The following is a 24,028-nucleotide window of genomic DNA, read 5'->3' on the forward strand; positions in this document are numbered from 1 at the left end:
GCGGCTAATCCCTTAATAAAATCAATAAGTTATAATTAGCCGCTAAAAAAGGGTCAAAACCAAGGAATGGTAGCGGATGAACTCAATCCATAAGAACTGAAAACGCCTGACGTTGGTTTGTCTTCTATTAGCCCTTGTTTGACAAACAACAGAAAGCTTTGACCTGATGACAAACTTTTAAGGCTCAGAAACGGTAAATCAGAACGTTGTTCTTTGATGGTAGGAATGCGTTGCAAGGCTTGTTCCTCCGTCAACCATCCCTTTTTAATCGCACGACGACGAAGCCGTTCCGCACTGCTTTTTACCTGCACTCGGCTAACACGACGATATCGAGTATCTTGAGGTACTGGTTGGATATCCATGGTTTCAGTATAATCCCTGAGTCCTTTTAACCAAGGTAATGCTCGCAAATCATTCAATGCTTCGTTTGCACCGTGAATCCTCAGCTTGTCCCCCAGTGTTTTTCTGGCACATGGAAAACTGACCCCAATACGCCCGTGACCTACTTGCCCCAAGGCCTGATGCAATTTAGCAAATAATGCTTCCATAAGGTCTTGCTGGCTCAATTCAGGATCAGGAAGGACGCGGATTTCAAAGTAATAATCCATTGTGGCCCCTTATTCACCTTTTTCACCGAAAACACCACCGCGGATTAAAATCGCCATAACATAGTGCTGTTGATCTACTTCTTCTGGCTTTTTCCCTTTGACAACCCAGTTATCCAGCAATGTATAAAAATCCATTTTTGCTTTAGGCTGGCGATAAGCTTTACCGCGGCTGGTTACAGAACCGTAGGGTTCCACAGCAATTGGGCCAAGCCCCAGTTCAAATGCGTCTGGATACCAAGTATCAATTGTGCGAAGCGCATTACCCACTTTCTGCGAATGTAATGCAGCAATTCCATTCACCTGATATAACACTTTGCTTTTTTTACTGTTACTATCGAGAACCAACTCTTGAGAAGGGAAAATTTCCTGCCCATGACCCAAACGAACAAAAGCCTCAACGTTGAAGAAAGTTGATCCACCACCGGCCAACCCTTCTTCAATTTCAGCAGCCAGTTCAGCTAAAGCACCTTCCACCTGACTAAATGCACGTAAACTGAAATTTTCGCTATTAAACTCCCACCATTTACTACCCCTACCCTTTACACGAACTTTAATTTCTTCTGCACCAACTCGGTTACGCCATAAAAACCGACCATTCGCCAGATTTTCTGCATAACGTGCTGCGAGAGTTTTGAAGCCATGTTCAGCGATATAGCCGTTGATTATATTTGCTAGTTCAACCTGATAATCCTGATTATTACATACCGATGGTGTTGAAAGATTACCTAAGACCCGTAATGTGAAACTGACTTTTAGGGTATCAGAATCAAAAGGCAATGCAGCAACATCAACACGTTGCAAGTTTGCTTTTTGAATCTCAGCATCCAATTTAGCCGGATCGCTGGTTAAAGCGTTTTTCAAGCGGTTGGAAATCGTCCCTCGAACAGCTTTTTCCTGAATAGCAATAGGTTGCCATTCCCCATCGTCAATTTTTTTCCAGTTTCCAGCAAACATTAAAGCATCAGAATTAAAAAGCTTACGTTCAAACGCCAGTACAGAAGCCGTTTTAATTGTTGATTTAGACATGTAAATATCCTTCTTGAAATTAATCAGTCGATTATTCTTACTTTCTTATTGGGTTTGGATTGACGGGCAACAGCCTGTTGATTACAACACCTGTAGACACCCTCTTGATAGTTATAACACCAGAGTAACTCGCGAATATTGTTAATACGGTGCGGGCTTTTCCATTCACCTACCCCATAGATTGCTTCTACAAAACGAAATGGGGTATTGGGATCTCGAGTTTTCTCCACTTGTCCAGCGGGATATAACGACGATATTGCCTGATAACCTGTCATTAGAGGAACTAAATATCCAGAATCTGGTTTGGGAACATATTCCCAATATGCCGGATCACCAATTTCAGGTTGCTTATCCTCTTGCGTAGGAATAGCCCGCATTTTAATAGTAGAAAAATCAAGCCAGGCATCAATCATTTCTACCTGAGGATTATCCCGTTTTAATTCTTCATAGTGTTTAGCTAACAATTCAGAACGATCTAACAAGGCAAAACCCGGCAATAAACGACGCATTAACTTACGGGTTTCCTGTCCTTCCTGCGGAAAAGCAATAATATCCACTTTAGCAATTTCAGTGATAGTACCACCTGCTAATCTCTGAGTTGGACATATTTCTAGTAAATACTTTTCCAATTCGTTAGCCTCTGTATCACCAGCAATTTCACCAGAACACTCTATTAATAAAGAAACCGTCACATGCATACGACCTTCTTCATTAAAAGAAGCGGTCTTTGCCTCTTTAGTTAATGGATTGCGAGTTAAAGCAAAGACTTTATCCCTAATCGAATCAGACTGATAAGCATGCAGTTGGTAGTTATGGCAAATAACACCACAATTTCCCAATATTAAATTATGGCTTTTCTGTAACTTACGTGAAAGTGCATGAGTAAAGCCAAGAAAATGGGTAATTGCCGGGAAACCATAGGTTAAACCTGCAACTGCATTCGCGTTTTCCACTTTAACATGACGCAAAACAATCAAATAACTCATAACGGTACCTCTGGTAATTCATCCTCAAATTCGCGTAGACGTTTTTTAAACACAGAGGCCCACTCATTACGTTCAGTCAATCCAAATTCTAACCGCTCATGACGCAATTCGTTGTTTAACCAAAGACTAAAATCGTCAGCAATCTCTTTTTTCCAGTCTCCACCTTCACGTTCAAATTTGAATATTTCATCCTGTTGACAACGGTAAGGATCAAGCCAAAGCTGCTGAGAACGTTTTAAATTACAATCCGCACTCCAACCTTTAAATTCAACCTGATCCTGTACACTAGCGACATAGTTAAATAAAATATCAATAATTTCATCAACATATGCCTGACGATTCTGTCGAATTTTTTCCGTATGTTTTTGTACACGAAATAGGTATTGTCGCATCGATCTGACAGTACGATAAGATAACCGAACAAACTGACCAGGCTGTTCAAAAATAGATCTTCGTCGTTTCGGAAGCTTGATATTACTTTGCCAGGTAGGAGCGGAACAAGATAAAAGCCAAGCTCGTCCACCTCGTACGCTATTAAGGTAAGAAATATTCTGCGGCTTAGTTCCACCTATATTCTGCACAGCCGTATTGGGATAACTTACTCTAACTTCAGAATGCCAACGTTCTTCTTTCTTTGCTTTATTAATTTCTTTCGATGATTCACCAAAACGGGCTTTAGCGATACGCTGATGCATAGCATGAGCCAGAGATGACGAAAATAGTGGGCTTAATAAATGATACTCATCACATTCACTATTTACCGGGAAATAAAGTTGCTTTGCTAGTTTATGGGAGGAAAGCGTTTCATCTGACAGAGCCTGCCGAAACCCACTCACCCACCGTTCAAGTTGCTGTTCATTTTCCGCCAATTCAGCCAATGCCGAATAATTCCCCCGATTTAAACATGCTACCAGTGAATCTTCTTGGTATTCTGTTTGCAATAATTTCGCAATATCAAGAGCCGCGGCGTTACCAACCGAATCGATTACCGGTTTATACAAAGTTGCAGTGGAAAGATATTTAATATTTTCGGTTGTATTTGATGATGCCGCAAAAATACTACTACCTCTGGCATCACTATGCGTAAATTTCAGAGCATGAGTCACTAAACTGATTTGCTTTGCCCTGTTAGCGGCATCATCTAACCAACTCCTGACTTCATAATGTTCTTCCAACGCCTTACGCTGTTCAGCGATCTCTTGCTGAACCAGCGTTATATCCTCCGAAGAAGTTAGCTTTGCCAGTTTCTTTTCCGCCTCTTTATCAAAAACCTCCAGCTTTGACTGTTTACGGCTTCCAATATAATCAGTAATAAATCGACTTAATCCATTTTCATTCATAGGCTTTTACCTACCTTATCAAAATGATAATCTGGGTGCGCGCTAAATTTAGCGCGAAAACATGATTTAGTACATCATAATAAACTAATAAATACTCCAGCCCTGAGCATAACTCCAACTAGTGTATTCTAATTTACTTCTTCCATTCCTTATTACTAAGATCCTGTCTCCGTATATATCATCAAAAAACACCTAAAAATCACCCTATTTTCATTCCTAATTATTACTGTGGTAATGAAAAAATAGGGTATCAATCAAGTCATGGTATTAAACTTGCTTCTGTCAATGCACGATAAACAAATACGCTCATAAAACACCTCATCATCAATGGCATATTCATTAGATAGTTTATTTCTTTAAATGTTCAATTTATTTAAAAAAAGAACACTTCTTCCTTTTCCCTGGTTCTATGATTGTCTCCAACTTAGGCACAAAATAATATCTCATACAAACAATTTTGAAGGATAATCCGCAATTTTATCTAGAATTTAACCCCTAAACATTTATGATGTAGGTACTGCCGTACAGGCAGTTTAGAAATATCTTGATGTCCATTACCTTAAAGACAAAAACCAACTGCCGCGCAGGCAGCGCAGACAGTGTCCCTCAACGACACTGTCATGCCCTATCCACTCAAACTACCAATACTGCTCTCTATATAGATATAGCGACAAAAAATGCACATCTCCTCTCTCCTAACTATCTTCAATTCATTATGAGAAATATTTGCACAATTTAACCACACCACAAAAAGTACAACATACGCCCACCTCCCTCCGCTTTTCATCTTCTTCATCCGCCACCTCTTTTTCGAACGTACTTAATTTCCAACAAAATAGATCAATTTTTATACCAATAAAAATTAAAATAAACAAAAAGTCAATATTCTATTTGAATTTTTTGAAAAATTAATCTGATAATGTACATATAGATAGGATAAAAAATATTAAAACGTCAATAAGTAGAATTTGAAAAAGCGACACCTGCTGCATTTTATCCAATGGCAGGCTACCGCCGTATTACGACGTGCCGTATTACGTAATCGCTTACGTAAAATACTTAAGCCTTCCAGTGTAATAGCCGTTTGCCAGGTTCTATCACCTTTACGTTCAGCAAGTTGATCCAAAATTCGGCGGGTTTTTCTGTTAGCATTCATTTGTTACATTGAGAGACTAAAAGAATATTCATCGTGCTACCTGACTCAGTTGTTGAGCAGTTGTTTGCAAGGCATCAATCATGGTGTCCAATGCCTCAGCTTTTTGAAATCCACTGATACAGCGTTGGCGAAATTCCTGTTCATCTTCTCCAGCCATTGCCGCAATAAATGCTTGTGGCAACACCAACGCATCTTTAATCAGATCAGCAACATCAAAAACCAAACCACCACGACGGGTTTTACCATGTAACACCGCCAAACCATGTGGTAAACCAATAACCCAAGTTGCAACAGCTGCTAATCCGTAAGCCAGATAATTACCATGATCAAGAAAACGGTTGGCCAAATCGACACCACCGCCGCGTTTTGCCCGGACAAAATCACCATAACTCACTGCATTGGCTGCCAGTTTGTACAATGCTTTAGTCATCACGGCTTCTTGTGCCATTAAATCATTATTATCACGACAATTTGCAAGATTCTGTTCATAACGTGTAAGTAATGACAATAAACTTTCACTATTTAGCATAAAAGCGTTGTCCCGCAACATTCGACTACTTAGCCAATGTTCACGAATTTGTTCAATGCGAATTTTCTGAAAAGCTATTGCTGCTGCTAATCGTTTTTCGTCATCAAACCAGAAATTCACCCAATCTTGTAAATATTCAGTAGGTCGATATTCACTTTGTGGTGTCAGCCAAGATATATCAACTTCAACCTCATTAGCCGTAAATAGTGGTGTACCGCCACCACCACAAAAACCGACCAAAACACCTGCTTTAGCAAATTCACGCATTGCTGCCTGAGTAATAGAAGTCCCCGTTCCCAACATAATTACCGTGGTATTTGCAATTGGAATATTCCAATATAATGATTGTCTTCCCTCATCAGTGACATATTCAACACGGCCACCATTAACTAATATTCTGCAATATTGCAGGTAATAAATATTAGAGCGTTTGGAATGCAAAATCGTTTTCAGGTCACTTGGAGAAAAGCTGTTATCCATAATAAGCACTACCTAACTAATTAATTTCACTTATGGCAAACATTATGCATAAATTTTATATAAGGTGAAATATCGCACATGTAAATCAAAATAATTTACAATTCTTTACTAATTTACAGTATAGAGCCTTTACCGAACGAGAGTGATTATATTCTAAGCTATCTATATGGCAGTACACGCAGTCTTCTATATACAATTTTGCCATATCCCAAGCTTCTAAGCTGCCTGTACGGCAGTGAACATAATTTTTGTGCTGCTGCCATGGTTGCTTTTTTTCTAAGCTGCCTGTACGGCAGTGAACGCAATATCTCAAGCGTTGCCGATCTGTTCGCATTTCTAAGCTGCCTGTACGGCAGTGAACTTATGATTAAAATTGAAATTAATGAAGTTGACTTTCTAAGCTGCCTGTACGGCAGTGAACAATATAAGCAAAAAGTAATCTGGTTATTCAGTTTTCTAAGCTGCCTGTACGGCAGTGAACAACAAATAACGAGAATATATATGGCAGACTTTTTTCTAAGCTGCCTGTACGGCAGTGAACAATATAAGCAAAAAGTAATCTGGTTATTCAGTTTTCTAAGCTGCCTGTACGGCAGTGAACAACAAATAACGAGAATATATATGGCAGACTTTTTTCTAAGCTGCCTGTACGGCAGTGAACAACGGTTACTCGTGGATCAAACGCAGTCGCCGTTTCTAAGCTGCCTGTACGGCAGTGAACGATATTGGGCGTGGGGATGATCATAACTTTGTTTTCTAAGCTGCCTGTACGGCAGTGAACGTACAAGATAAAAAACAGGATGATCACGACCCTTTCTAAGCTGCCTGTACGGCAGTGAACGACTTGCAGCATGAGCTACAGAGATTGGATTTTTTCTAAGCTGCCTGTACGGCAGTGAACACTAAGATCCTGCCGAATTTCAATTTCGGCAGTTTCTAAGCTGCCTGTACGGCAGTGAACTGTTACATATTAACTTTAACCTGCTGATTTTTAAATAGCATAACTGTTAAAAAGTGAAAAACCCTTTTTATAAGAGACAATTAATTTTACCGTAAAATCAATTAGTTACAATCAACCTCAAAAAAAGGGTCAAAATAGGGTTTAGCAAAATACTATCATATAATTTGTATTAGTGTGATTACCGGGAATAGATTGGAGTTGCTGCCACTGAGCCGTTTGCAATGATAGCGATTTGAGGGTTTCTTCTATTTCCTCTGTGCTGGATCAGCTTCAGCCATTCTTCATAGAATTGTTTCATAACCCTGCGGCAATCATCGTTAATCCACTATCGGCATCTTCAAGCGCCTCGTACAGTGACTCTCTAAGAGCCGCAGAGCGTTGCGGAAAAATAATGCCATATTCTGCTGCCAGTCCTCTGATTTGATTAGAGAGAGCAACGCGTTTTTGAACTAATGACTGCCGGACATTATGGAGAACACAGAGGTCTTGTTGATACAGATTTTTGACCGGAACAAAGGCCGATTCGCAGCTTCACATATTGCCAACGCATCATTGGCATCATTTTTATGGTGTTTAACGAAAGCTTTCACATGCTGAGGGGGAATAAGGCAAACTTTAAAACCGAGATTTTCAATCGTTCGTGCCCAATAGTGGGCGGTACTACAGGCTTCCATAGCAATCAAAGTCCCGGATGCCATTTGTCTGACAGCATCCAGTAATCAACTTCGGGTCATTTTTTTATTAAAAATAATGTGATTATCGTTAAGCAAACAAAGCTGAAAAACAGATTTAGCGAGATCAATACCGAGAATTTTATGATCCATGATAGACGCTCCCATAAAATGAATATGCTTATTTCATTTTGGTACAATTGACACCATACGGGACGTCCATCTCATCAGATCGAGTCTGAACTACTACAGCTATTATTATAGGGCTATCCAACAATTAAGCAGCTAGTTCATCTATAACTTCAGCAGCCTTAAGCATTAACTGCTCATCACTCGGAAGCGATATTACCCTCCTTCCTTTAGCTATATTTATGATCATTGGTTCAAACTCTTTTCTTGCAAACGATTCACGATCACTCGAAACATACATATCGCGTAGAAAATCAGGCACATCCTTTGTCTTAAAATTATCAATAACAGATTCAGCTTCTTTTTCATTTAAAAGGTAATCGAAAGCCATTTCACCAAATACCTTTTCTACTATTTTTAGCATTTCTTTGGCATCATCCTCAATAAATTCATTGAGAATCGCAGATGCGGCTGCATTCGCGGCTGTTCCACCTGCAAAGGTTCCCAATAGACCACCAATAATGCCACCAGCTGCGGTACCAATAAAAGGAATAACCGACCCCAACGCAGCTCCTCCAGCAGCACCAACCATCCAGCCTCCCGTTCCTCCGGCAATTCCTGAAGCAGTTGAGGCAACATTCTTAAATAATTGAGCACCAGAACACCGGCCTTGGAACATGCGAAAAAAATCTACAGAGGAGATAACCAGAGTGGTGACAACTCCCGTGACAATATTTCCACGTAAAAGTTTACTAACATGACTCATAGCAGCTGCACCATATATTGCATTACCTGAACGTAAGCCATTAGCGATCCACGCCGCAGCTTTAGGCCCCATCTGCTGAACTACCCAATCTGTAGTACTTCTTAATCCCTGTTCTATCCCTGTTCGCCCTAATTGAGCTGTAATAATGCTGCTAACCCAAGCAACACTGCCAACTTTTAAACCAACATAACAAGATGACTCAAGGGCTTTATCCCAGTCTTCCCCATTCCAAAAAGTAACTGCAAAGGAAACCGCTGCTGAGATTCCCATCGCAGTACCCGCTAACTTTATTCCGTTCACTGCATCATAAGTTAAACTTTCAATAGTACTAAATTTAGCAATATTTCTTACTTGCTCATATGTGAATGCGCCTTTTTTAACAATATCTTTAGCTAACTCTGGATCTGTCACCCCTGGAATTTGACCATTTTTTATTCTATTTTCCATGGCTTGCACTGCTGAATCATATTTATCCAAAGGCACTTCAATCTGCATAGGACTGCCGTCAGTGTTCAAGTACCGAAATGCTCCATCTTCAAAGCATTCACTGATACATTTTGAACCTGAATTACAATATTTTGTTTGTAGATAAACACCATCAACAAGTCTATCAGCACCATTTTTAGCGTTATTACCACCAACAATTTTGGCATCCTTTCCAAACATCACATCTTTGAGATGATTCGCTTTTTCCGCAGCGAACCCATGACCTCCAGTTGCACCCAAGATAACATTATCCGCATAATTTTCCGCACTTCCTACCACCCCAGTAGTTGTACCTAGAATATCTTTATTCTTCATATATATGTCCATCATAAAAATGTTATAAAAGGATTTCGAGACCGACATTTAAAGATTACTTTGCCTTCTCTCAAGATTTCTACTCACTCAAACTAAATAAGATATATGGACACCGACTCAATTCAAGTGGGTGAGTAAATTTTTCTGACAACGTAATCACAAACATATATTCGGCTTCAATGAGCTCTGATGAAAATCCGCACTCTCTGCCCTCATTATTTCAACAGTCTCGATAGACTGAGTGATTTACCAGGTTCACAGAGAGTCGGTTCTACCTGTCAGTACATCAACTTATGGACTTCTATATCATTTACATCATGGGTAGCTCATCGTAGTTCATAACTCGATTGTTGGCTGACCAGAGCCCAGGCTATTCGGGCATTTTTATTTGCCAGGGCAACGGCCGCTTTATTGAGCCCGCTGCGGGCTATTACGCCTTTTAACCCGCGTTGTAATCCATTACATTGTTCGTCAGGGATTTTTTGCACCCGATAAACAACTGAACCGGCACCATGAATCAGTATTCCTCGCAAATAGCCATCCCCGCGTTTCGTGATATCCAATAACCTGACTTTGCCACCACGACTGTGTTCTCTTGGAACCCGCCCCAGATAACTGGCAAAATGGCGGCCATTTTTGAAATCCGTACTCTCTCCCAGCGCTATCATCAAAGCGGATGCCCCAGTGGACCAATACCTGGTAGCGTCAGTAGACGGGTACACAAATTTTCAGACGCAGCTGCTGTTCTTTGAGTTCAAGCAAGAGTTCTTGAAATAATTCACGGCTCAGCGGGGTCCGGTCATTTTCCGCGTTTTCCAGATACTCAGGCAAACATTGCTCCACCTTGTGAGCGCTTTCGGGTATGGCAATGCCATATGCATCCCTGGACGACTGTCTGCTTCCACAATAGCCACGGCATCATTTTTATCATTCTTGCTGCCCATTCTGAATGGGGCGACATATTGGGGGCTGATTTGCTTCACCTCATGACCAAAGCGTTTAAATTGTCGGCTCCAGTAATTTGCGCTGCCACAAGCCTCCATCACTATTTTGGAAGGGGGTTGTTGAGCAATGAATGTCATCAGTTTATCGCGCGTTACCACGGTATTTTTAATCATTTTTCCGAGCGGAGACGCAATATGTCATTGAAACACTCGCTTTGCCAGATCAATGCCGATAACTTGTTCCATTACCTCTTCATATTTTTGCTGATGTATTCAGCATGGCTCACTGAAGCCGTTTTAGGGAGGTGTCCATTTCATTATTTCATAATAGTGCTACACTCATTTTTTGTCTTCCTGGCTTTTACTGTGATGAAAACGATGCCAAAAAAGCATCAACATAATTAAGCAACTGCCACATAAATTGACAACAATGATTTCGCGTTATTGTCTCATGGAGCGATTGCCATAACCGTTCTATTTTATTTAGCCACGGTGAATAGACGGGTAAAAACAACAGGGTAAATTTGGGATGTCGTGCCAGCCACTCCTTTACCTTCTGACTTTATATGAATACCGTAGTTATCTAAGACTAATGTGAGAGTTTCTGCACGGGGATATTGATGATTCAGTTCATCTAACATTTTGATAAATAAAGGGCATGGTTATACGTGCCCCTGATGCTATTTTTATCGATATGAGCAAGCTGCAATTCTATCCATTCAGATGGGAAGCTATACGCATGTAATAGTGTGACGGAATCCATGTCCCGTAGTTCTGCCGCTATACCCCATGCGTTTCATCATAACATTTATAGCCATTTCACTAATTGGCTTTTTATAATCCGTTCGGCTAGGGTGCACAGGAAAAACTATACACAAATTCTTGTTGATTTTAAGAGATGCCAAGAACCTTTAAGATACTTGTTTTTCCTGTATTCTTTGATTTTATTGAAGAAAGTAGACTTTAAGAGATGTTGCTAGAAGTGTAATTGGCGGAGGAGGAGAGATTCGAACTCTCGGATGGTTTCCCATCGGCGGTTTTCAAGACCGCTGCCTTAAGCCGCTCGGCCACCCCTCCGCAATGGCGTGCACTATAAACAGCACCGAATAAGATGTAAAGACTCTTTCTGTTCGATTGCCGTAAATTTACTCTTTTCCACTGCTATTGGCTTATTTTATCCGCATATGTGCATGCCATTCTTGGGCATAAAGGTGATTTTTGCTAGATTACTACTGTCTTTCTTTGATGGTGAAACAATTATGTTGGTATTCGAAGGTCGTGAGATCGAAACCGATGCACAAGGTTATCTGAAAAATAGCTGTGACTGGCAGGAAGCAATAGCTTTACTTCTCGCCGCACAGGAAGAAATAGTTTTGACTGAACAGCACTGGGAAGTCGTTAATTTTGTCAGGGGATTTTATGAGGAATTTAATACATCCCCAGCTATCCGTATGCTGGTAAAAGCAATTGCACAAAAGTATGGCGAAGAAAAAGGCAACAGCCGCTATCTTTACCGTTTGTTTCCCAAAGGTCCGGCAAAGCAGGCAACTAAAATCGCAGGACTGCCAAAACCAGTAAAATGCATCTGATAATAACCGGGTTCAGTGGCGGACGCTAAAATCTGCAATATCCTCCACTGCACAGGGATAAGACGAAAAGTTATCTATTCGTGCTCCCGGTGGCCCACCTTGTTCTAACCAATGAGTTAATTTCTTCAGTTGTTCAGCATCACCATAAGCTACGATTTTGACACTACCATCATGCAAATTACAGACATAGCCTGTCAGCTTATTGGATTTCGCCCAACGAAAAGTTTGATAGCGAAATCCAACCCCTTGAACCCGGCCATAAGCATGAATGATTAACCCATATTTAATCATAATTACCCAATCACCTTGCGGTACCGCTCACATATATAGTTTATAGTTAAGCACATTATTCCTAGTTGTGTTTTATATTTACGACAGCTAATCTGAAATAGATGAAGCACTCGCAGAAAAATGGCTTCAACTACCGGGTATGCTCTTGTAATTCACCTTACTGCCCTTATATCAATGTCAATACAAAATCTCTTTGGAGGTGACTATGATTATCGCCAGCAAATTCGGTATCGGCCAACAGGTACGCCATAAGCTTCTCGGGTATCTGGGAGTTATTGTAGACATTGATGTGGAATACTCTCTAGAACAACCTCAAGAGGATGATATTGCATCCAATGCTACTTTGCGCTCGGCCCCTTGGTATCATGTTGTGATGGAAGATGACGACGGCCAACCCGTACATACTTATTTGGCCGAAGCACAATTAGCCTATGAAGCATCAGATGATCATCCAGAACAACCTTCTTTGGATGAGCTAGCAGAATCTATCCGTAATCAGTTACTAGCTCCACGACTGCGCAATTAATTAACCCCTTTTACGTTTCAAAGGCAATTATTGTGTTTTTAAACTGACTGTACTACTTAGGCGTCAGTGTTTCTGTTTATTACCTATGGCCTTAAATACAACAATGGATGTTGCCATTACCACAAAAATATGACGCTTTTCTAACGTATCCTTAATTAGCTCAGACAGATGCGCATGCAATTGATGGTTATGGCAAATAACACTACAATTTTCCAATCTTAAGTCATAGCTTGCGTAAAAAAACCAAGAAAATGAGTAATTGCTGGAAAACAATAGCTATTTTTTCTAAAAACACCGCATATTATTCAGTTAATTTCCCCAAATACCCCTAAAAATGGATGATAATGCCATGCTTCTCCGTTATCTTTTCTCCTAAGACAGATCTCACCGAAGCGTAGGCTAACACCCTGTAATTCCATCTCATAGATATCAGCCAAATTCTGATAGATCGTCTCAGTATCAAGTTCAATCCAGATACTCACACCCGGCGCAAACGATAGTTCCGATACATAATCAAAAGATCCGCTTTCTTTCATTCCTGATTGGCCGCTGTCCAACGCCACAAACTGCGTTTTTTCACCTTCTTCTTCAAGCCATAAATAATATAATTCGTCGGGTTCCGACTGACGAAATGGCTTATGACGCTGTAATTCCGCACACCATGAAGCCTGCTCCCGCCACCAAAAAGCAGCACAATAACGATATTTATCATCAGGATCACCTTGAAGCTCTTCCCATAAACGTTGATGTTCAAGATCAACCAAATTTCCAAAAGGCGAGCTATCTCCAGCGTTATCGCGTTCCGAAATTCTTGGCAATGCGCTAATTAGTTCATATTGGTAAGGTTCCAGTAATTCACATAAATCATGGCTGGCAAGACGATAATTTGTTGACTCAAACCCCGGGCGACAATAAACCGGATGTTCTAAATTAGTCGCTTTCAGTGCCTTATAATTTTTCGCCAGAATATGCAAATTGGGCATCTTTGGCTCTCTTTGCCGATGGCGTTGGATACGCCCGGCAAGTTGTATCAACGAGCGCATTGAGCTAGGCTCAGCAATGCTCCAATCGTAATCATGATCCCGACCAACTTCAGCGACAGATGTGGCGAGTACGACAAAAATATGATGCTTCTCTGGCATTTCCTCTAATGCCTTACGGATTTCTTCCACCTGCCACAACGCCTTTTCATCGTAACGCGTTAATGTGGAATCCAACCGATGTTCAAGATGGGAACGTACCGCCAGTGGATGCTGGCTGTGATATATACAATAATGAATATGTACATTTTTAGAAGATGGTATCTGCAACAACCGTCGTGCTACAGCAACCAGCGGATTGATGTTTGCCATACGGATTAGGCCAATAGAAACAGTTTTACCCGATGAGTGGGTTTGATGATGTTCCCTACGTAGTTTCAATATAGAACGATGCATTACCTTTGCCATAGCCTGGATTACAACTTCAGTTCTATGTTTTTCAGCCGTTATAGGCACCAACTCTGCTTTACGTAATGGCACCTTTTTTTCTAAACAGCCCACTCGTTTGGCGACAAAGGCATCATTCTGCTTTTTAAACTGCTGCGCGTTGGTAATATCCTGTTGTGTCACATTATATTCGTCAAACCAGGCACAACAGATATTCACCAGAACCCCTGGCCGACCACATGCTAATTGGTAATCTTGCCGTCCAGCCAGGTAAGCATTGAATAATGCCTGAATTAACGCAGGTGGCAATGTGGCAGATGAAAGCAATACCCGTGAACCTAACAATCCAGCCCAGTTAACCAATCGGCATAAAGCCGGCAGGTCGTTAATATCAAAATCATCCGGCTCATCTAACACCAAATCAGCAGTGAGTAACCTCAACATGGGGGCAATTTGCTTCCCACCACGAATTCCTTCTGTAGCTGGAATTAAATGATCGATGGTTGTCACCAGCACAGGTGCGCTAAGCAGCTGATTAAGTTTATTATCTTTACGTAGCCAATGGCTCAGACGCCCATCATCTAAACTGCCGTCATAACGGATATATTGATGCTCTGCAAATAATGCTTCCGCGGATATACTGCCCACATCAGGCTCAAGTGCCTTCTGGCGAAGTTGATGTAACACCTTTACTGCCTGCGAACCTATCAGTACCGCTAAATCATCTTCTTCTAAATGCAGTCTTTTACGTAATGCATCACCTGTCTGTAACGTTAACGTTCTTAACCCCAAAGCGATAGAAAAACGGCATCCTTGTTTTTCATCAGCTAATCCATACATGATGCGTGCATTCGCAAAAGTTTTACCACATCCCGTAGAGGCCATATTAATGCCAAAAAAGCCCTGTTCTGCTGAACGTTCGCGTAAAGCACATGCAACATCGAACGCCTGATCCTGCCAGCGGTATTTTTCATCTTTGCTGCGTTGTTTAAATCCTTTATGCCGGGTAATCGCAGGCAGTGTTTTACGAATATGCGGCAAACTTCTCCCCAGTAATAAAGCATGCTGTCCAACACCAATATTGTGTTCATCTAATCGCTGCTTGCACTCGCCAGTAGCTCTGTCGGTATTGGCAAACACACCATAGTTGATATCCTGCCAACCCAAAGTTGCAGGCAATGATGAATAATGATGATCGGCCAGCATTAAAACCAATCGAGACAGATGACTGGTGAAACGCTGGTTCAGATTGCCATATTGCAATAATGACGTTGATTGCAGCGCTCTTCGCGCAAATTTTTGCGCTTTCTGACGCCAAGTTTGACTGCGGATAGGTGTACCATTTGGGAATGTCCAAACATCACGTTTTTCCTGGTCACTCCAGACCTTCTTATCCACGTTGACTGAATTCCACGACGGTTCTAAGTTCTTAGTCAACCAATTATCAATGTATTCCAATTGCGGTTCGGTTGAATAATTATGGTGATAGGAAGGATAAACAGGAAGACGATGATGAGAGAGGATCAACCAAGCTACAGTGGTTGCCAATGGTGGTAAGTTAGCAAAAGGTTTTTCATCAGAGTTAATACCATCCTTAGCCAAATGGGAAAGTACTTTATCCTCATCACCAAACTCAATCTGACTCAACGAAGTCAACCATTCCCTATCATCTTGCTTATCAACAAATGCCTGAAATAGCCGCAGAGATACCCACTCATGTCGGTACGGTTGGAACCGCCCATCTCCTTGTAAGCCTTGCTGAAACAATGCATTAGCTTTACCAAAATCATGAAATAACCCGGCAATCGCTGCCAATAAACTGATAGCTTCTACACTGTGCCAATGATTTTCATCCTGACTTTTCAACACATCACGCTGTGTCGTATTCGTGGGTACAACTCCCCGCGGGTTAAAGCGTCGCAAGTTCCCGACAATCCATAACAATTCAGTTTGACTGCCACTTTTTATCCAGTGGCAGGCCACCGCCGTATTACGACGTGCCGTTTTACGTAATAGCTTACGTAAAGTGCTTAAACCTTCCTGTGTAATAGCCGTTTGCCAGGTTCTATCACCTTTACGTTCAGCAAATTGATCCAGAATTCGGCGGGTTTCTGTTAGCGCGCGTTTGCTACATTGAGATACCAAGAGAATATTCATCGTACCACCTAACTCAGTTATTGAGCGGTTGTTTGTAAGGTATCAATCATAGTGTCCAATGCCTCAGATTTTTGAAATCCACTGATACAACATTGGCGAAATTTACAACACAGTGATTGTTTTCCCTCATTAGTGACATATTCGACACAGCCACCATTAATTAATACTCTGCAATATTGCAGGTAATAAGTATTAGAGCGTTTGGAATGCGAAATCGTTTTGAGGTCACTTGGAGAAAAGCTGTTTTCCATAAATAAGTACCACCTAAATAATTAATTTTACTTATGGTAAATATTATGCATAGATTTTACACAAGATGAAACATCACACATGTAAATCGAAATAATTTACAATTCTTTACCAATTTACAGCATGGGCCTTTACCGAACGAGAGTGATTATATTCTAGGCTGCCTGTACGGCAGTACACGATTAGTTTCCATTAATGTATTTTCATTAATCTTTCTAAGCTGCCTGTACGGCAGTACACATTTCCCAACCGGGATTTCCGGCGCAAGAACGTTTCTAAGCTGCCTGTACGGCAGTACACTCAAAATTAAAGAATGGACATAAAAAGCATCATTTCTAAGCTGCCTGTACGGCAGTACACATTTCCCAACCGGGATTTCCGGCGCAAGAACGTTTCTAAGCTGCCTGTACGGCAGTACACTCAAAATTAAAGAATGGACATAAAAAGCATCATTTCTAAGCTGCCTGTACGGCAGTACACATTATCAGGGTTTGGATTTGCGAGCCGCATCCTTTCTAAGCTGCCTGTACGGCAGTACACAGTATATAGAGAGGGTGACAACAGTGACAGTATTTCTAAGCTGCCTGTACGGCAGTACACTAAAAAGCTGACTATTTTTCGCGGTCATAAACTTTCTAAGCTGCCTGTACGGCAGTACACTTGGCCAGAGGCACCCAAATAAAGCGAAAGTTTCTAAGCTGCCTGTACGGCAGTACACGTGTACTCGTCAAAGCGAAGCAAACCGGCGTGTTTCTAAGCTGCCTGTACGGCAGTACACAGGTCACCGTTTAGGTTATCAGTCCGGGTTTTTTTCTAAGCTGCCTGTACGGCAGTACACCTCTAAATTTCTTTTCCCGCGTTGGATGGTAATTTCTAAGCTGCCTGTACGGCAGTACACACTCGCAAATAATCAGCGATACCTTTCATTGTTTTCTAAGCTGCCTGTACGGCAGTACACTGTTGCATATTAACCTTAACCTACTGACGGTTAAAGTATATTTTAATAAAACAACGAAAAAACCCTTTTTTACAAGAGAAATAATATTCCATTGAAAATCAATAAATTAAAATCGCCCCTTAAAAAAGGGTCAAAAACCAGGGTGTAACAGAAACACTATATCTTAGTCAATGTAAGTACAAATTTAGGCAGAATTTAGAAATCACAGAAATAACCAAATTCGTTTTAACATATTGTAATAAATGTATAAATTAGATTTTAGAGCAGTGAATTCTGCTAAGCATTCATTTCAGGCATGATCTACATATTCGGAACCTGACGCAGTTTCCCGCCCGTTTAGTTTGGTAACTTAAATATTAACGTCAGACTCCTTTCATTCATTGACGGAATATCAAAGTAGCAAGCTGGAAAAATTACTTTTCCAGCCCCAATCTTGGAATTTCAATTTTAGGGCAGCGATCCATCACAACCTCCACACCTGCTTTTTCTGCCAATTCTTTCGCCAGTTCGTTAATAACACCCAGTTGCAGCCAGAGTACTTTTGCTTTGATATTTATTGCTTCCCGAGCTATATCATAAGCAGCTTCAGCATGGCGAAATACATCCACCATATCAATAGGCTGAGTAATATCTGCCAACTGCCCATAAACGTGTTGCCCCAGCAGTGTCTGCCCAGCCAGTTTTGGGCTAACAGGAATAACTTCGTATCCTTGCCCCAATAAATAAGCCATAACTTTATAGCTCGGACGCTCAGCTTTTTCGCTGGCACCCACCAACGCAATAGTTTTCACCTGTTTCAATATGTCCACAATTTGTTAATCATTCATCTATCATTCCTTACAAATCCAGTATTTTTACCTTGTTTATTTATTACAGTGTATATGATAAACATTGTTATCAATTTACTATGATCGAAAATAACGATTATCAAAGGTACCGCCATGGAATTGACAGCCCGTACACTAGCAACCTCTAAAAATATAGCGCTTGTTGCACATGACCACTGCAAAACTTCTTTACTGACCTGGTCCAAAAATCATCAGGATTTACTTAAGAAACATAATTTATACGCTACCGGCACAACCGGTAATCTGATCCAGAATGAAACTGGATTGTCAGTCACCAGTATGCTTAGCGGACCAATGGGCGGAGATCAACAAATTGGTTCTCTAATTTCAGAAGGAAAAATTGATGTACTCATATTTTTTTGGGACCCACTTAATGCCGTTCCTCATGATCCTGATGTAAAAGCATTGCTGCGCCTCGCCGCAGTATGGAATATCCCTGTAGCAACAAATCTGGCAACTGCGGATTTTATTGTTAATTCCCCATTGTTTTCTAAGACAGTAGATATTCAGATCCCCGATTATCAACACTATCTGAGTGAACGTCTGAAGTAAGTCTTCACAATATTTATGGTTGAGCAATGTGTTCTCTTCAAAGATATCTTAAGGCTTGCGTTGAACAATTACCCCCAACCGCTCTAATTGGCGCACAAATATAGATGGATTTTTCTTATCCTGCATCAACCACACCTGTTTCTTCGCCCGTGTTAATGCAACATATAAAAGACGGCGTTCCTCTGCATCAGGAAAATTTTCCAATTGCGGCAATAAAACCTGTTCCATCACTGACTCCCTTTCTAGTGCAGGAAAACCATCGTTCCCCTGATGTAATCCAAGAATAATCACATAATCTGCCTGTTGTCCTTTTGAAGCATAAATAGTCATAAATTCTATTTTAAGCTTAGGCCAACGGGTCGTTGCTTTTTTCAGTAATTCTGGTTTCAAGTGATGATAGCGAGCTAATAACAAAACAGTTTCCTGCTCTGTGACATAACCGCTCATTTTATTCAGCAAAGGTTCAAGCTGCTCTTTTGATAGGATTACAACTGATTTTTTGTTACCTTTAGTCAAACTATTAAGTGGCTTGTTTAACTGATTTGGGTTCTGTTGTACAAATGTGTTAGCAATCTCGCCAATGCGATCATTAAACCGATAAGAAGTATCCAGTACACATTCAGCCCTCTCACCAAAACAATCAGCAAACACAGTGGTCAATACTGACTCTGCACCACGGAAACGATAAATTGCCTGCCAATCATCTCCTACAGTAAACAAACAACTTTGGCTATTTTGCGTCCGTAATGCGGTAAGCAATTTGGCCCTTAACGGTGAAATATCCTGAAACTCATCGACCATAATATGCTTCCACGGGCTAATAAATCGTCCCTTCTCCAGAATATTAATTGCTTGATGAATCAATCCTGAATAATCAACGGCACACTCCGCTTTCAGTTCAGATTTCCACGCCTTTAATAAAGGCCCCATCAGGCGAATACGTTTTTGAAACAGATCCAGATACTCTCCCTGAGCCTGCTCAACCATAGTCTTTTGACTACCACCGTGCATACGCATTAATTCCAACCAACGATCAAGCCTGTCAGACAAGCGGCTAACAAGCTGTTCATCGCACCAGAATTCCCCTTCCGGTATTTCCCATTTCAGCTCTTCTGTCAGCCATTCCCTCCAACCTTTGGCTTGTGCTTTCTTTTCTCTGCATTGTTGCTGCCAGTGTTTAATTAGAAAATTCCGTCTCTTTTGCCCATCAGTTTCTAATATACTAATTTTGAGCGCCTTATTGCTCCCCTGTTGGATGATATGCATAGCCAAAGCATAAAATGTTTTCGCTTCAATACCTTTCACACCAAGACGAGCATGAATCCGTTCATTCATTTCATCTGCTGCTTGGTTATTAAACGCTAACAGTAATATCTGTTCGGGAATCGCCTGTTGGCGAAGTAACAACCAGCCTACCCTCGCTACCAACACAGATGTTTTTCCACTACCAGCACCAGCAAGAATCCGTACTGAATTTTCACCGTTAACAATAGCCAAGCTCTGGGGAAGGCTTAAAGAAGACGTTTCTACCCGCTGAAAAAAATCACGATATTGCGCCAGCATATTCTCTGTCCATTGCTGATTCATCTTTTCAACGGATTTTTCTCCATTCTCAAGCCAATGTAGACAAATTTGATAGTCGTCCCGGCAATTATCAAATTTTTCCAGACGTTGTAATGGCAATGGTAAAGCCTGAAATGCTGCCTGAATCCGCTGTTGCAATTGGGATAAATCCGCTTTTTTAAACCAGCGATCCTGCTGTCCAATTTTATCGATTTCATTAACCTGAGTAGCCAGTACATTAGCACTAACAACACTCATTTCCTGACTCCATTTCTGCCATTCACCAAGCAAATAATGGTAAAAACGCTGTGTCTCCTGCCATTCAGTGCCATGAAGGCGAACTGCTTGTCCATCAAGCAGCTCAAATTCCAACTCACCCCAAACAATACCCCGTTTACACTGAATACCAATTAACTGATTAAATGGGATGAGGTATTGGTGCTTTTCACCACTGACTTCAATACCTGCATTCAGCAGTCGTACTCGGTTATAAGGGTGCTGAGCAAGACGTCGGCCAATTTGTGTTGCTTTAAGTTCCATTATCGTAGCGCTATACCTGAAAAATAGTTGAACTATGTCTTATAAGGGTTTTTTATCACTAATAAACCTTATATCCTAATAGTTATTTATGGCCGTTATCATTACCTCAGAGGTATTTTGTGCTAACTGTTTTCTCCGGTCTGCGTCGTTTTCTTTATAACAGTCATCTTCTTTATTACACCCGTATCCTGATTGCCCTAACTGGAACAACGCTAGTACCTTGGTTTCTGGATAAAGAACCTAAAATAACCATACCACTGACTTTAGGTGTTGTTGCCGCAGCACTGGCCGACCTTGATGATCGTCTGATTGGCCGTTTACGCAATTTAATGATCACGCTAATTTCTTTCTTTATCGCCTCAATCTCGGTTGAATTACTATTCCCTTACCCTTGGCTATTTACCATCGGACTAGCGTTATCTACTTGTAGTTTTATCTTACTGGGTGCACTTGGGCAACGCTATGCAACCATTGCATTTGGCGCGTTGCTGATTGCCATTTATACCATGTTAGGTACATCTATTTTCCCGCTATGGTATCAGCAACCCCTATTACTGTTGATAGGTGCAGTTTGGTATAACCTGCTAACCCTCACCAACTATTTACTGTTCCCTATCCGCCCGTTACAAGACAATCTTGCACGTTGTTATCAGCAACTTTCAGCTTACCTTGATGCCAAAGCTAACCTGTTTGATCCTGATATAGAAGAAGGATACCAGCAATCTGTCATCGACGTAGCAATGGCAAACCGTGCTTTAGTAAGCACACTGAATCAAACCAAAATCTCCTTATTAACCCGTCTGAAGGGAGATCGCGGCCAACGTGAAACTCGTCGCACACTACATTATTACTTTGTTGCACAGGATATTCATGAACGAGCGAGTTCAGCTCATGTGAAGTACCAAAACCTGAGAAGTTCTTTCCGTTACAGTGATGTCCTGTTCCGGTTTCAACGCCTTCTTTCCATGCAAGCTCGTGCATGTGAACAAGTTGCTCAGTCAATCCTTTGGCACAAACAATATCAGCATAGTCCACGTGTTGAACACGCTTTCAACTATCTGGAAAATTCGCTACAACAATTAAGTGAACAACAGAAATATAATCCCAAGATTAGCGCATTATACAATCTACTAAAAAACCTACGTGCGATTGACGCACAATTAACCGGCATTAGATCTGGACAATGCAATTTTACTAAAGAAAGAAGAGATGAAACTCAACTCTCTGATGAACCACTCACTGGCTTGCGCGATATCTGTCTAAGGATCAGTCGTCACCTGACACCACAATCCGCCCTATTCCGTCATGCAATCCGTATGTCCGTTTTACTGTGCTGTGGCTACGCTATGATTCAGTTACTGGATTTACAACGCGGATATTGGATTTTACTAACCAGCTTATTCGTTTGCCAACCCAATTACAGCGCAACCCGCCGCCGTTTGGCACTGAGAATAATAGGAACTGTTGCCGGGATATTAATCGGTTTACCAATCCTCTACTTCGTACCTTCTATTGAAGGGCAATTGATACTGATGATCATCTCTGGTGTGCTATTCTTTGCCTTTCGTAATGTCCAGTATGCACACGCAACCTTATTTATCACATTACTGGTATTATTATGTTTCAATTTGTTAGGTGAAGGTTTTGACGTCGCATTACCAAGAATTTTTGATACATTAGTTGGTTGTGGTATCGCCTGGTTAGCGGTGAACTTCATCTGGCCAGACTGGAAATTCCGCCAATTACCACAAGTGATAAGCCGGACAATGAACACAAATTGCCGCTATCTTGACGCCATTTTAGCCCAATATTGCCAGGGAAAAGATAATGGATTGAGCTATCGAATTGCCCGCCGTGATGCTCACAATAGTGATGCAGAATTGGCATCAGTAATTTCAAACATGTCTGCTGAGCCGAAAAGTTATCGAACCTCTCAGGAAGAAGCGTTCCGACTACTGTGCCTAAATCACACAATGCTAAGTTATATCTCCACGCTGGGAGCACATCGGGATAAATTGGATAACAAAGTTATTCTGGATATCCTTAACGACGTTATTTGTTATGTCGACTCAGCATTAAAACTAGTATCAATAGATGATGATAGAATTAAGCAAATACCTGTCAATATAGCGAAAAGAATTGAACAAGCCCTGTCAGAAGGAAACAATAAAGAACAATTGGTATTGCAGCAAACAAGTTTATTAATAGAGTTGCTACCCGAACTCATTAATATCATTAAAAAAATTAATCAATTATAACCCCATTAATATACTGGGGCAGCTGACTGCCCCTTTTACTTAGCTGTTCACGATAAAAATTTAACAGACCAACTCTTTGTGCCAGCGTAATAAGTCATTACGAATTTTTACCGGTAAGACAGCTGAGTGACATCCTTCAATTGCACCAGCCAAGGCAAGTAACAAGCTAACATTACGTTTTCTTTTATATTGATGTAGTTTTAAATAACTGGCTTTCGCACCTAACAACCGTAAATCTTCAACTTTACATATTCCTACTTTCCATAACTGACGTTCAAGAGACATCCCAAGGTTAGGCAAATCTTTTAAGCGCACTGGTACTTTCTTTTTACCCGCCACTTCAATCAACGAGTAGTGATAAGCTAAATAAGCATATTGAGACAACAACGCTTGATCTTGCCAAAGTGACTCACCAACTCGGTAATAACGCAAAGTTACAGGTACTCCTCTTTTCGAGTAAATATAATTTTTCATTCCTCTGGCTTTAAATAACACTTCAGCATGACCATTTCCCCGTAAATACAATTCCCCATCAGCAATAATAGCAAACATAACCCCGTCAGCTAGCAGGCTGTAGCCGCCAAACTGCGGTTTCCTTGTCAATCTTCCAAACGAAGAAAAACCATTTTTGAGTTGAGTAAAACGTACCTCAGACAAAAACATACAGATCACT

16 protein-coding genes, 1 tRNA gene, 5 pseudogenes and 2 CRISPR repeat arrays are annotated in these 24,028 nt (G+C 41.0%); of the genes and pseudogenes, 4 read left to right on the top strand and 18 right to left on the bottom strand.

Features of this window, described 5'->3' with window-relative positions; genetic code table 11:
* Nucleotides 1-53 precede the first annotated feature (53 nt).
* The 12 genes and pseudogenes from cas6f to BO26_RS03445 form a co-directional block, all read right to left on the bottom strand.
* Complete coding sequence (gene cas6f / locus BO26_RS03395) at nucleotides 54-608, bottom strand: type I-F CRISPR-associated endoribonuclease Cas6/Csy4 (protein WP_036768757.1); 555 nt, start codon at nucleotides 606-608, stop codon at nucleotides 54-56.
* Nucleotides 609-617: 9 nt separating this feature from the next.
* Entirely contained in the window at nucleotides 618-1,634 is a 1,017-nt protein-coding gene (gene csy3 / locus BO26_RS03400; RefSeq protein ID WP_036768760.1) for a type I-F CRISPR-associated protein Csy3, read from the bottom strand.
* Between the two features lie 23 nt (nucleotides 1,635-1,657).
* Nucleotides 1,658-2,620 carry a type I-F CRISPR-associated protein Csy2 gene (csy2, locus tag BO26_RS03405; RefSeq protein WP_036768761.1) on the bottom strand — a complete coding sequence of 321 codons (963 nt, stop codon included), beginning with the start codon at nucleotides 2,618-2,620 and terminating at the stop codon, nucleotides 1,658-1,660.
* Complete coding sequence (gene csy1, locus BO26_RS03410) at nucleotides 2,617-3,960, bottom strand: type I-F CRISPR-associated protein Csy1 (protein ID WP_036768763.1); 1,344 nt, start codon at nucleotides 3,958-3,960, stop codon at nucleotides 2,617-2,619. The genes csy2 and csy1 overlap by 4 nt, the downstream gene beginning before the upstream one ends.
* Before the next feature lie 991 nt (nucleotides 3,961-4,951).
* Nucleotides 4,952-5,148, bottom strand: a pseudogene (locus tag BO26_RS03415) (hypothetical protein); the annotation flags it as partial.
* Complete coding sequence (cas1f, locus tag BO26_RS03420; RefSeq protein ID WP_036768767.1) at nucleotides 5,145-6,125, bottom strand: type I-F CRISPR-associated endonuclease Cas1f; 981 nt, start codon at nucleotides 6,123-6,125, stop codon at nucleotides 5,145-5,147. The gene cas1f and the pseudogene BO26_RS03415, both read right to left, overlap by 4 nt.
* A gap of 213 nt (nucleotides 6,126-6,338) precedes the next feature.
* Nucleotides 6,339-7,086: direct repeats of the CRISPR family, unit length 28 nt; unit sequence TTTCTAAGCTGCCTGTACGGCAGTGAAC.
* A 449-nt stretch (nucleotides 7,087-7,535) separates the two neighbouring features.
* A complete protein-coding gene (locus BO26_RS24585) occupies nucleotides 7,536-7,802 on the bottom strand; it encodes an IS110 family transposase (RefSeq protein ID WP_420864674.1) in 267 nt (88 codons plus the stop codon).
* Between the two features lie 232 nt (nucleotides 7,803-8,034).
* A complete protein-coding gene (locus BO26_RS03430) occupies nucleotides 8,035-9,453 on the bottom strand; it encodes a hypothetical protein (protein ID WP_036768770.1) in 1,419 nt (472 codons plus the stop codon).
* A 326-nt stretch (nucleotides 9,454-9,779) separates the two neighbouring features.
* Nucleotides 9,780-10,592: pseudogene (locus BO26_RS24780) on the bottom strand (transposase).
* A 166-nt stretch (nucleotides 10,593-10,758) separates the two neighbouring features.
* Nucleotides 10,759-11,050, bottom strand: a pseudogene (locus tag BO26_RS21885) (IS630 family transposase); the annotation flags it as partial.
* A pseudogene (locus BO26_RS23900) lies at nucleotides 11,032-11,257 on the bottom strand (tyrosine-type recombinase/integrase); the annotation flags it as partial. The pseudogenes BO26_RS21885 and BO26_RS23900, both read right to left, overlap by 19 nt.
* 129 nt (nucleotides 11,258-11,386) lie before the next feature.
* Nucleotides 11,387-11,474, bottom strand: a tRNA-Ser gene (locus BO26_RS03445).
* 182 nt (nucleotides 11,475-11,656) lie between these two features.
* On the opposite strand from BO26_RS03445, the gene tusE reads away from it, so the two are divergent.
* Nucleotides 11,657-11,986 (top strand): sulfurtransferase TusE, encoded by a 330-nt coding sequence (tusE, locus tag BO26_RS03450; RefSeq protein ID WP_036768774.1) that lies wholly within the window; start codon nucleotides 11,657-11,659, stop codon nucleotides 11,984-11,986.
* A gap of 12 nt (nucleotides 11,987-11,998) precedes the next feature.
* Here tusE and yccX read toward each other — a convergent pair whose 3' ends face one another.
* Nucleotides 11,999-12,277: an acylphosphatase gene (yccX, locus tag BO26_RS03455; RefSeq protein ID WP_036768775.1), complete on the bottom strand. Its 279-nt coding sequence runs from the start codon at nucleotides 12,275-12,277 to the stop codon at nucleotides 11,999-12,001.
* A gap of 205 nt (nucleotides 12,278-12,482) precedes the next feature.
* On the opposite strand from yccX, the gene hspQ reads away from it, so the two are divergent.
* Nucleotides 12,483-12,803: a heat shock protein HspQ gene (gene hspQ / locus BO26_RS03460; RefSeq protein WP_071823725.1), complete on the top strand. Its 321-nt coding sequence runs from the start codon at nucleotides 12,483-12,485 to the stop codon at nucleotides 12,801-12,803.
* 305 nt (nucleotides 12,804-13,108) lie between these two features.
* On the opposite strand, the gene cas3f is transcribed toward hspQ, so the two are convergent.
* From cas3f to BO26_RS03475, 3 genes and pseudogenes are all read right to left on the bottom strand, one after another.
* Nucleotides 13,109-16,387, bottom strand: a complete 3,279-nt coding sequence (cas3f, locus tag BO26_RS03465) for a type I-F CRISPR-associated helicase Cas3f (RefSeq protein ID WP_036768777.1) — start codon at nucleotides 16,385-16,387, stop codon at nucleotides 13,109-13,111.
* A 110-nt stretch (nucleotides 16,388-16,497) separates the two neighbouring features.
* Nucleotides 16,498-16,638: pseudogene (locus BO26_RS23040) on the bottom strand (type I-F CRISPR-associated endonuclease Cas1f); the annotation flags it as partial.
* Nucleotides 16,639-16,788: 150 nt separating this feature from the next.
* Nucleotides 16,789-17,594: direct repeats of the CRISPR family, unit length 28 nt; unit sequence TTTCTAAGCTGCCTGTACGGCAGTACAC.
* A 413-nt stretch (nucleotides 17,595-18,007) separates the two neighbouring features.
* A complete protein-coding gene (locus BO26_RS03475; RefSeq protein ID WP_236637247.1) occupies nucleotides 18,008-18,406 on the bottom strand; it encodes a CoA-binding protein in 399 nt (132 codons plus the stop codon).
* Nucleotides 18,407-18,535: 129 nt separating this feature from the next.
* Here BO26_RS03475 and mgsA point away from each other — a divergent pair, with 129 nt between their 5' ends.
* Nucleotides 18,536-18,994 carry a methylglyoxal synthase gene (gene mgsA / locus BO26_RS03480; protein WP_036768782.1) on the top strand — a complete coding sequence of 153 codons (459 nt, stop codon included), beginning with the start codon at nucleotides 18,536-18,538 and terminating at the stop codon, nucleotides 18,992-18,994.
* 48 nt (nucleotides 18,995-19,042) lie between these two features.
* Here mgsA and helD read toward each other — a convergent pair whose 3' ends face one another.
* The gene (helD, locus tag BO26_RS03485) at nucleotides 19,043-21,097 is read right to left on the bottom strand and encodes a DNA helicase IV (RefSeq protein ID WP_036768784.1); all 2,055 of its coding nucleotides are present in this window, start codon (nucleotides 21,095-21,097) and stop codon (nucleotides 19,043-19,045) included.
* Nucleotides 21,098-21,216: 119 nt separating this feature from the next.
* Here helD and yccS point away from each other — a divergent pair, with 119 nt between their 5' ends.
* Complete coding sequence (gene yccS / locus BO26_RS03490; protein WP_036768787.1) at nucleotides 21,217-23,355, top strand: YccS family putative transporter; 2,139 nt, start codon at nucleotides 21,217-21,219, stop codon at nucleotides 23,353-23,355.
* Between the two features lie 60 nt (nucleotides 23,356-23,415).
* On the opposite strand, the gene BO26_RS03495 is transcribed toward yccS, so the two are convergent.
* A complete protein-coding gene (locus BO26_RS03495) occupies nucleotides 23,416-24,018 on the bottom strand; it encodes a TfoX/Sxy family DNA transformation protein (protein WP_036768790.1) in 603 nt (200 codons plus the stop codon).
* Nucleotides 24,019-24,028: the final 10 nt, after the last annotated feature.

It is taken from the genome of Photorhabdus australis DSM 17609 (assembly GCF_000711895.1).
Classification (GTDB): domain Bacteria; phylum Pseudomonadota; class Gammaproteobacteria; order Enterobacterales; family Enterobacteriaceae; genus Photorhabdus; species Photorhabdus australis.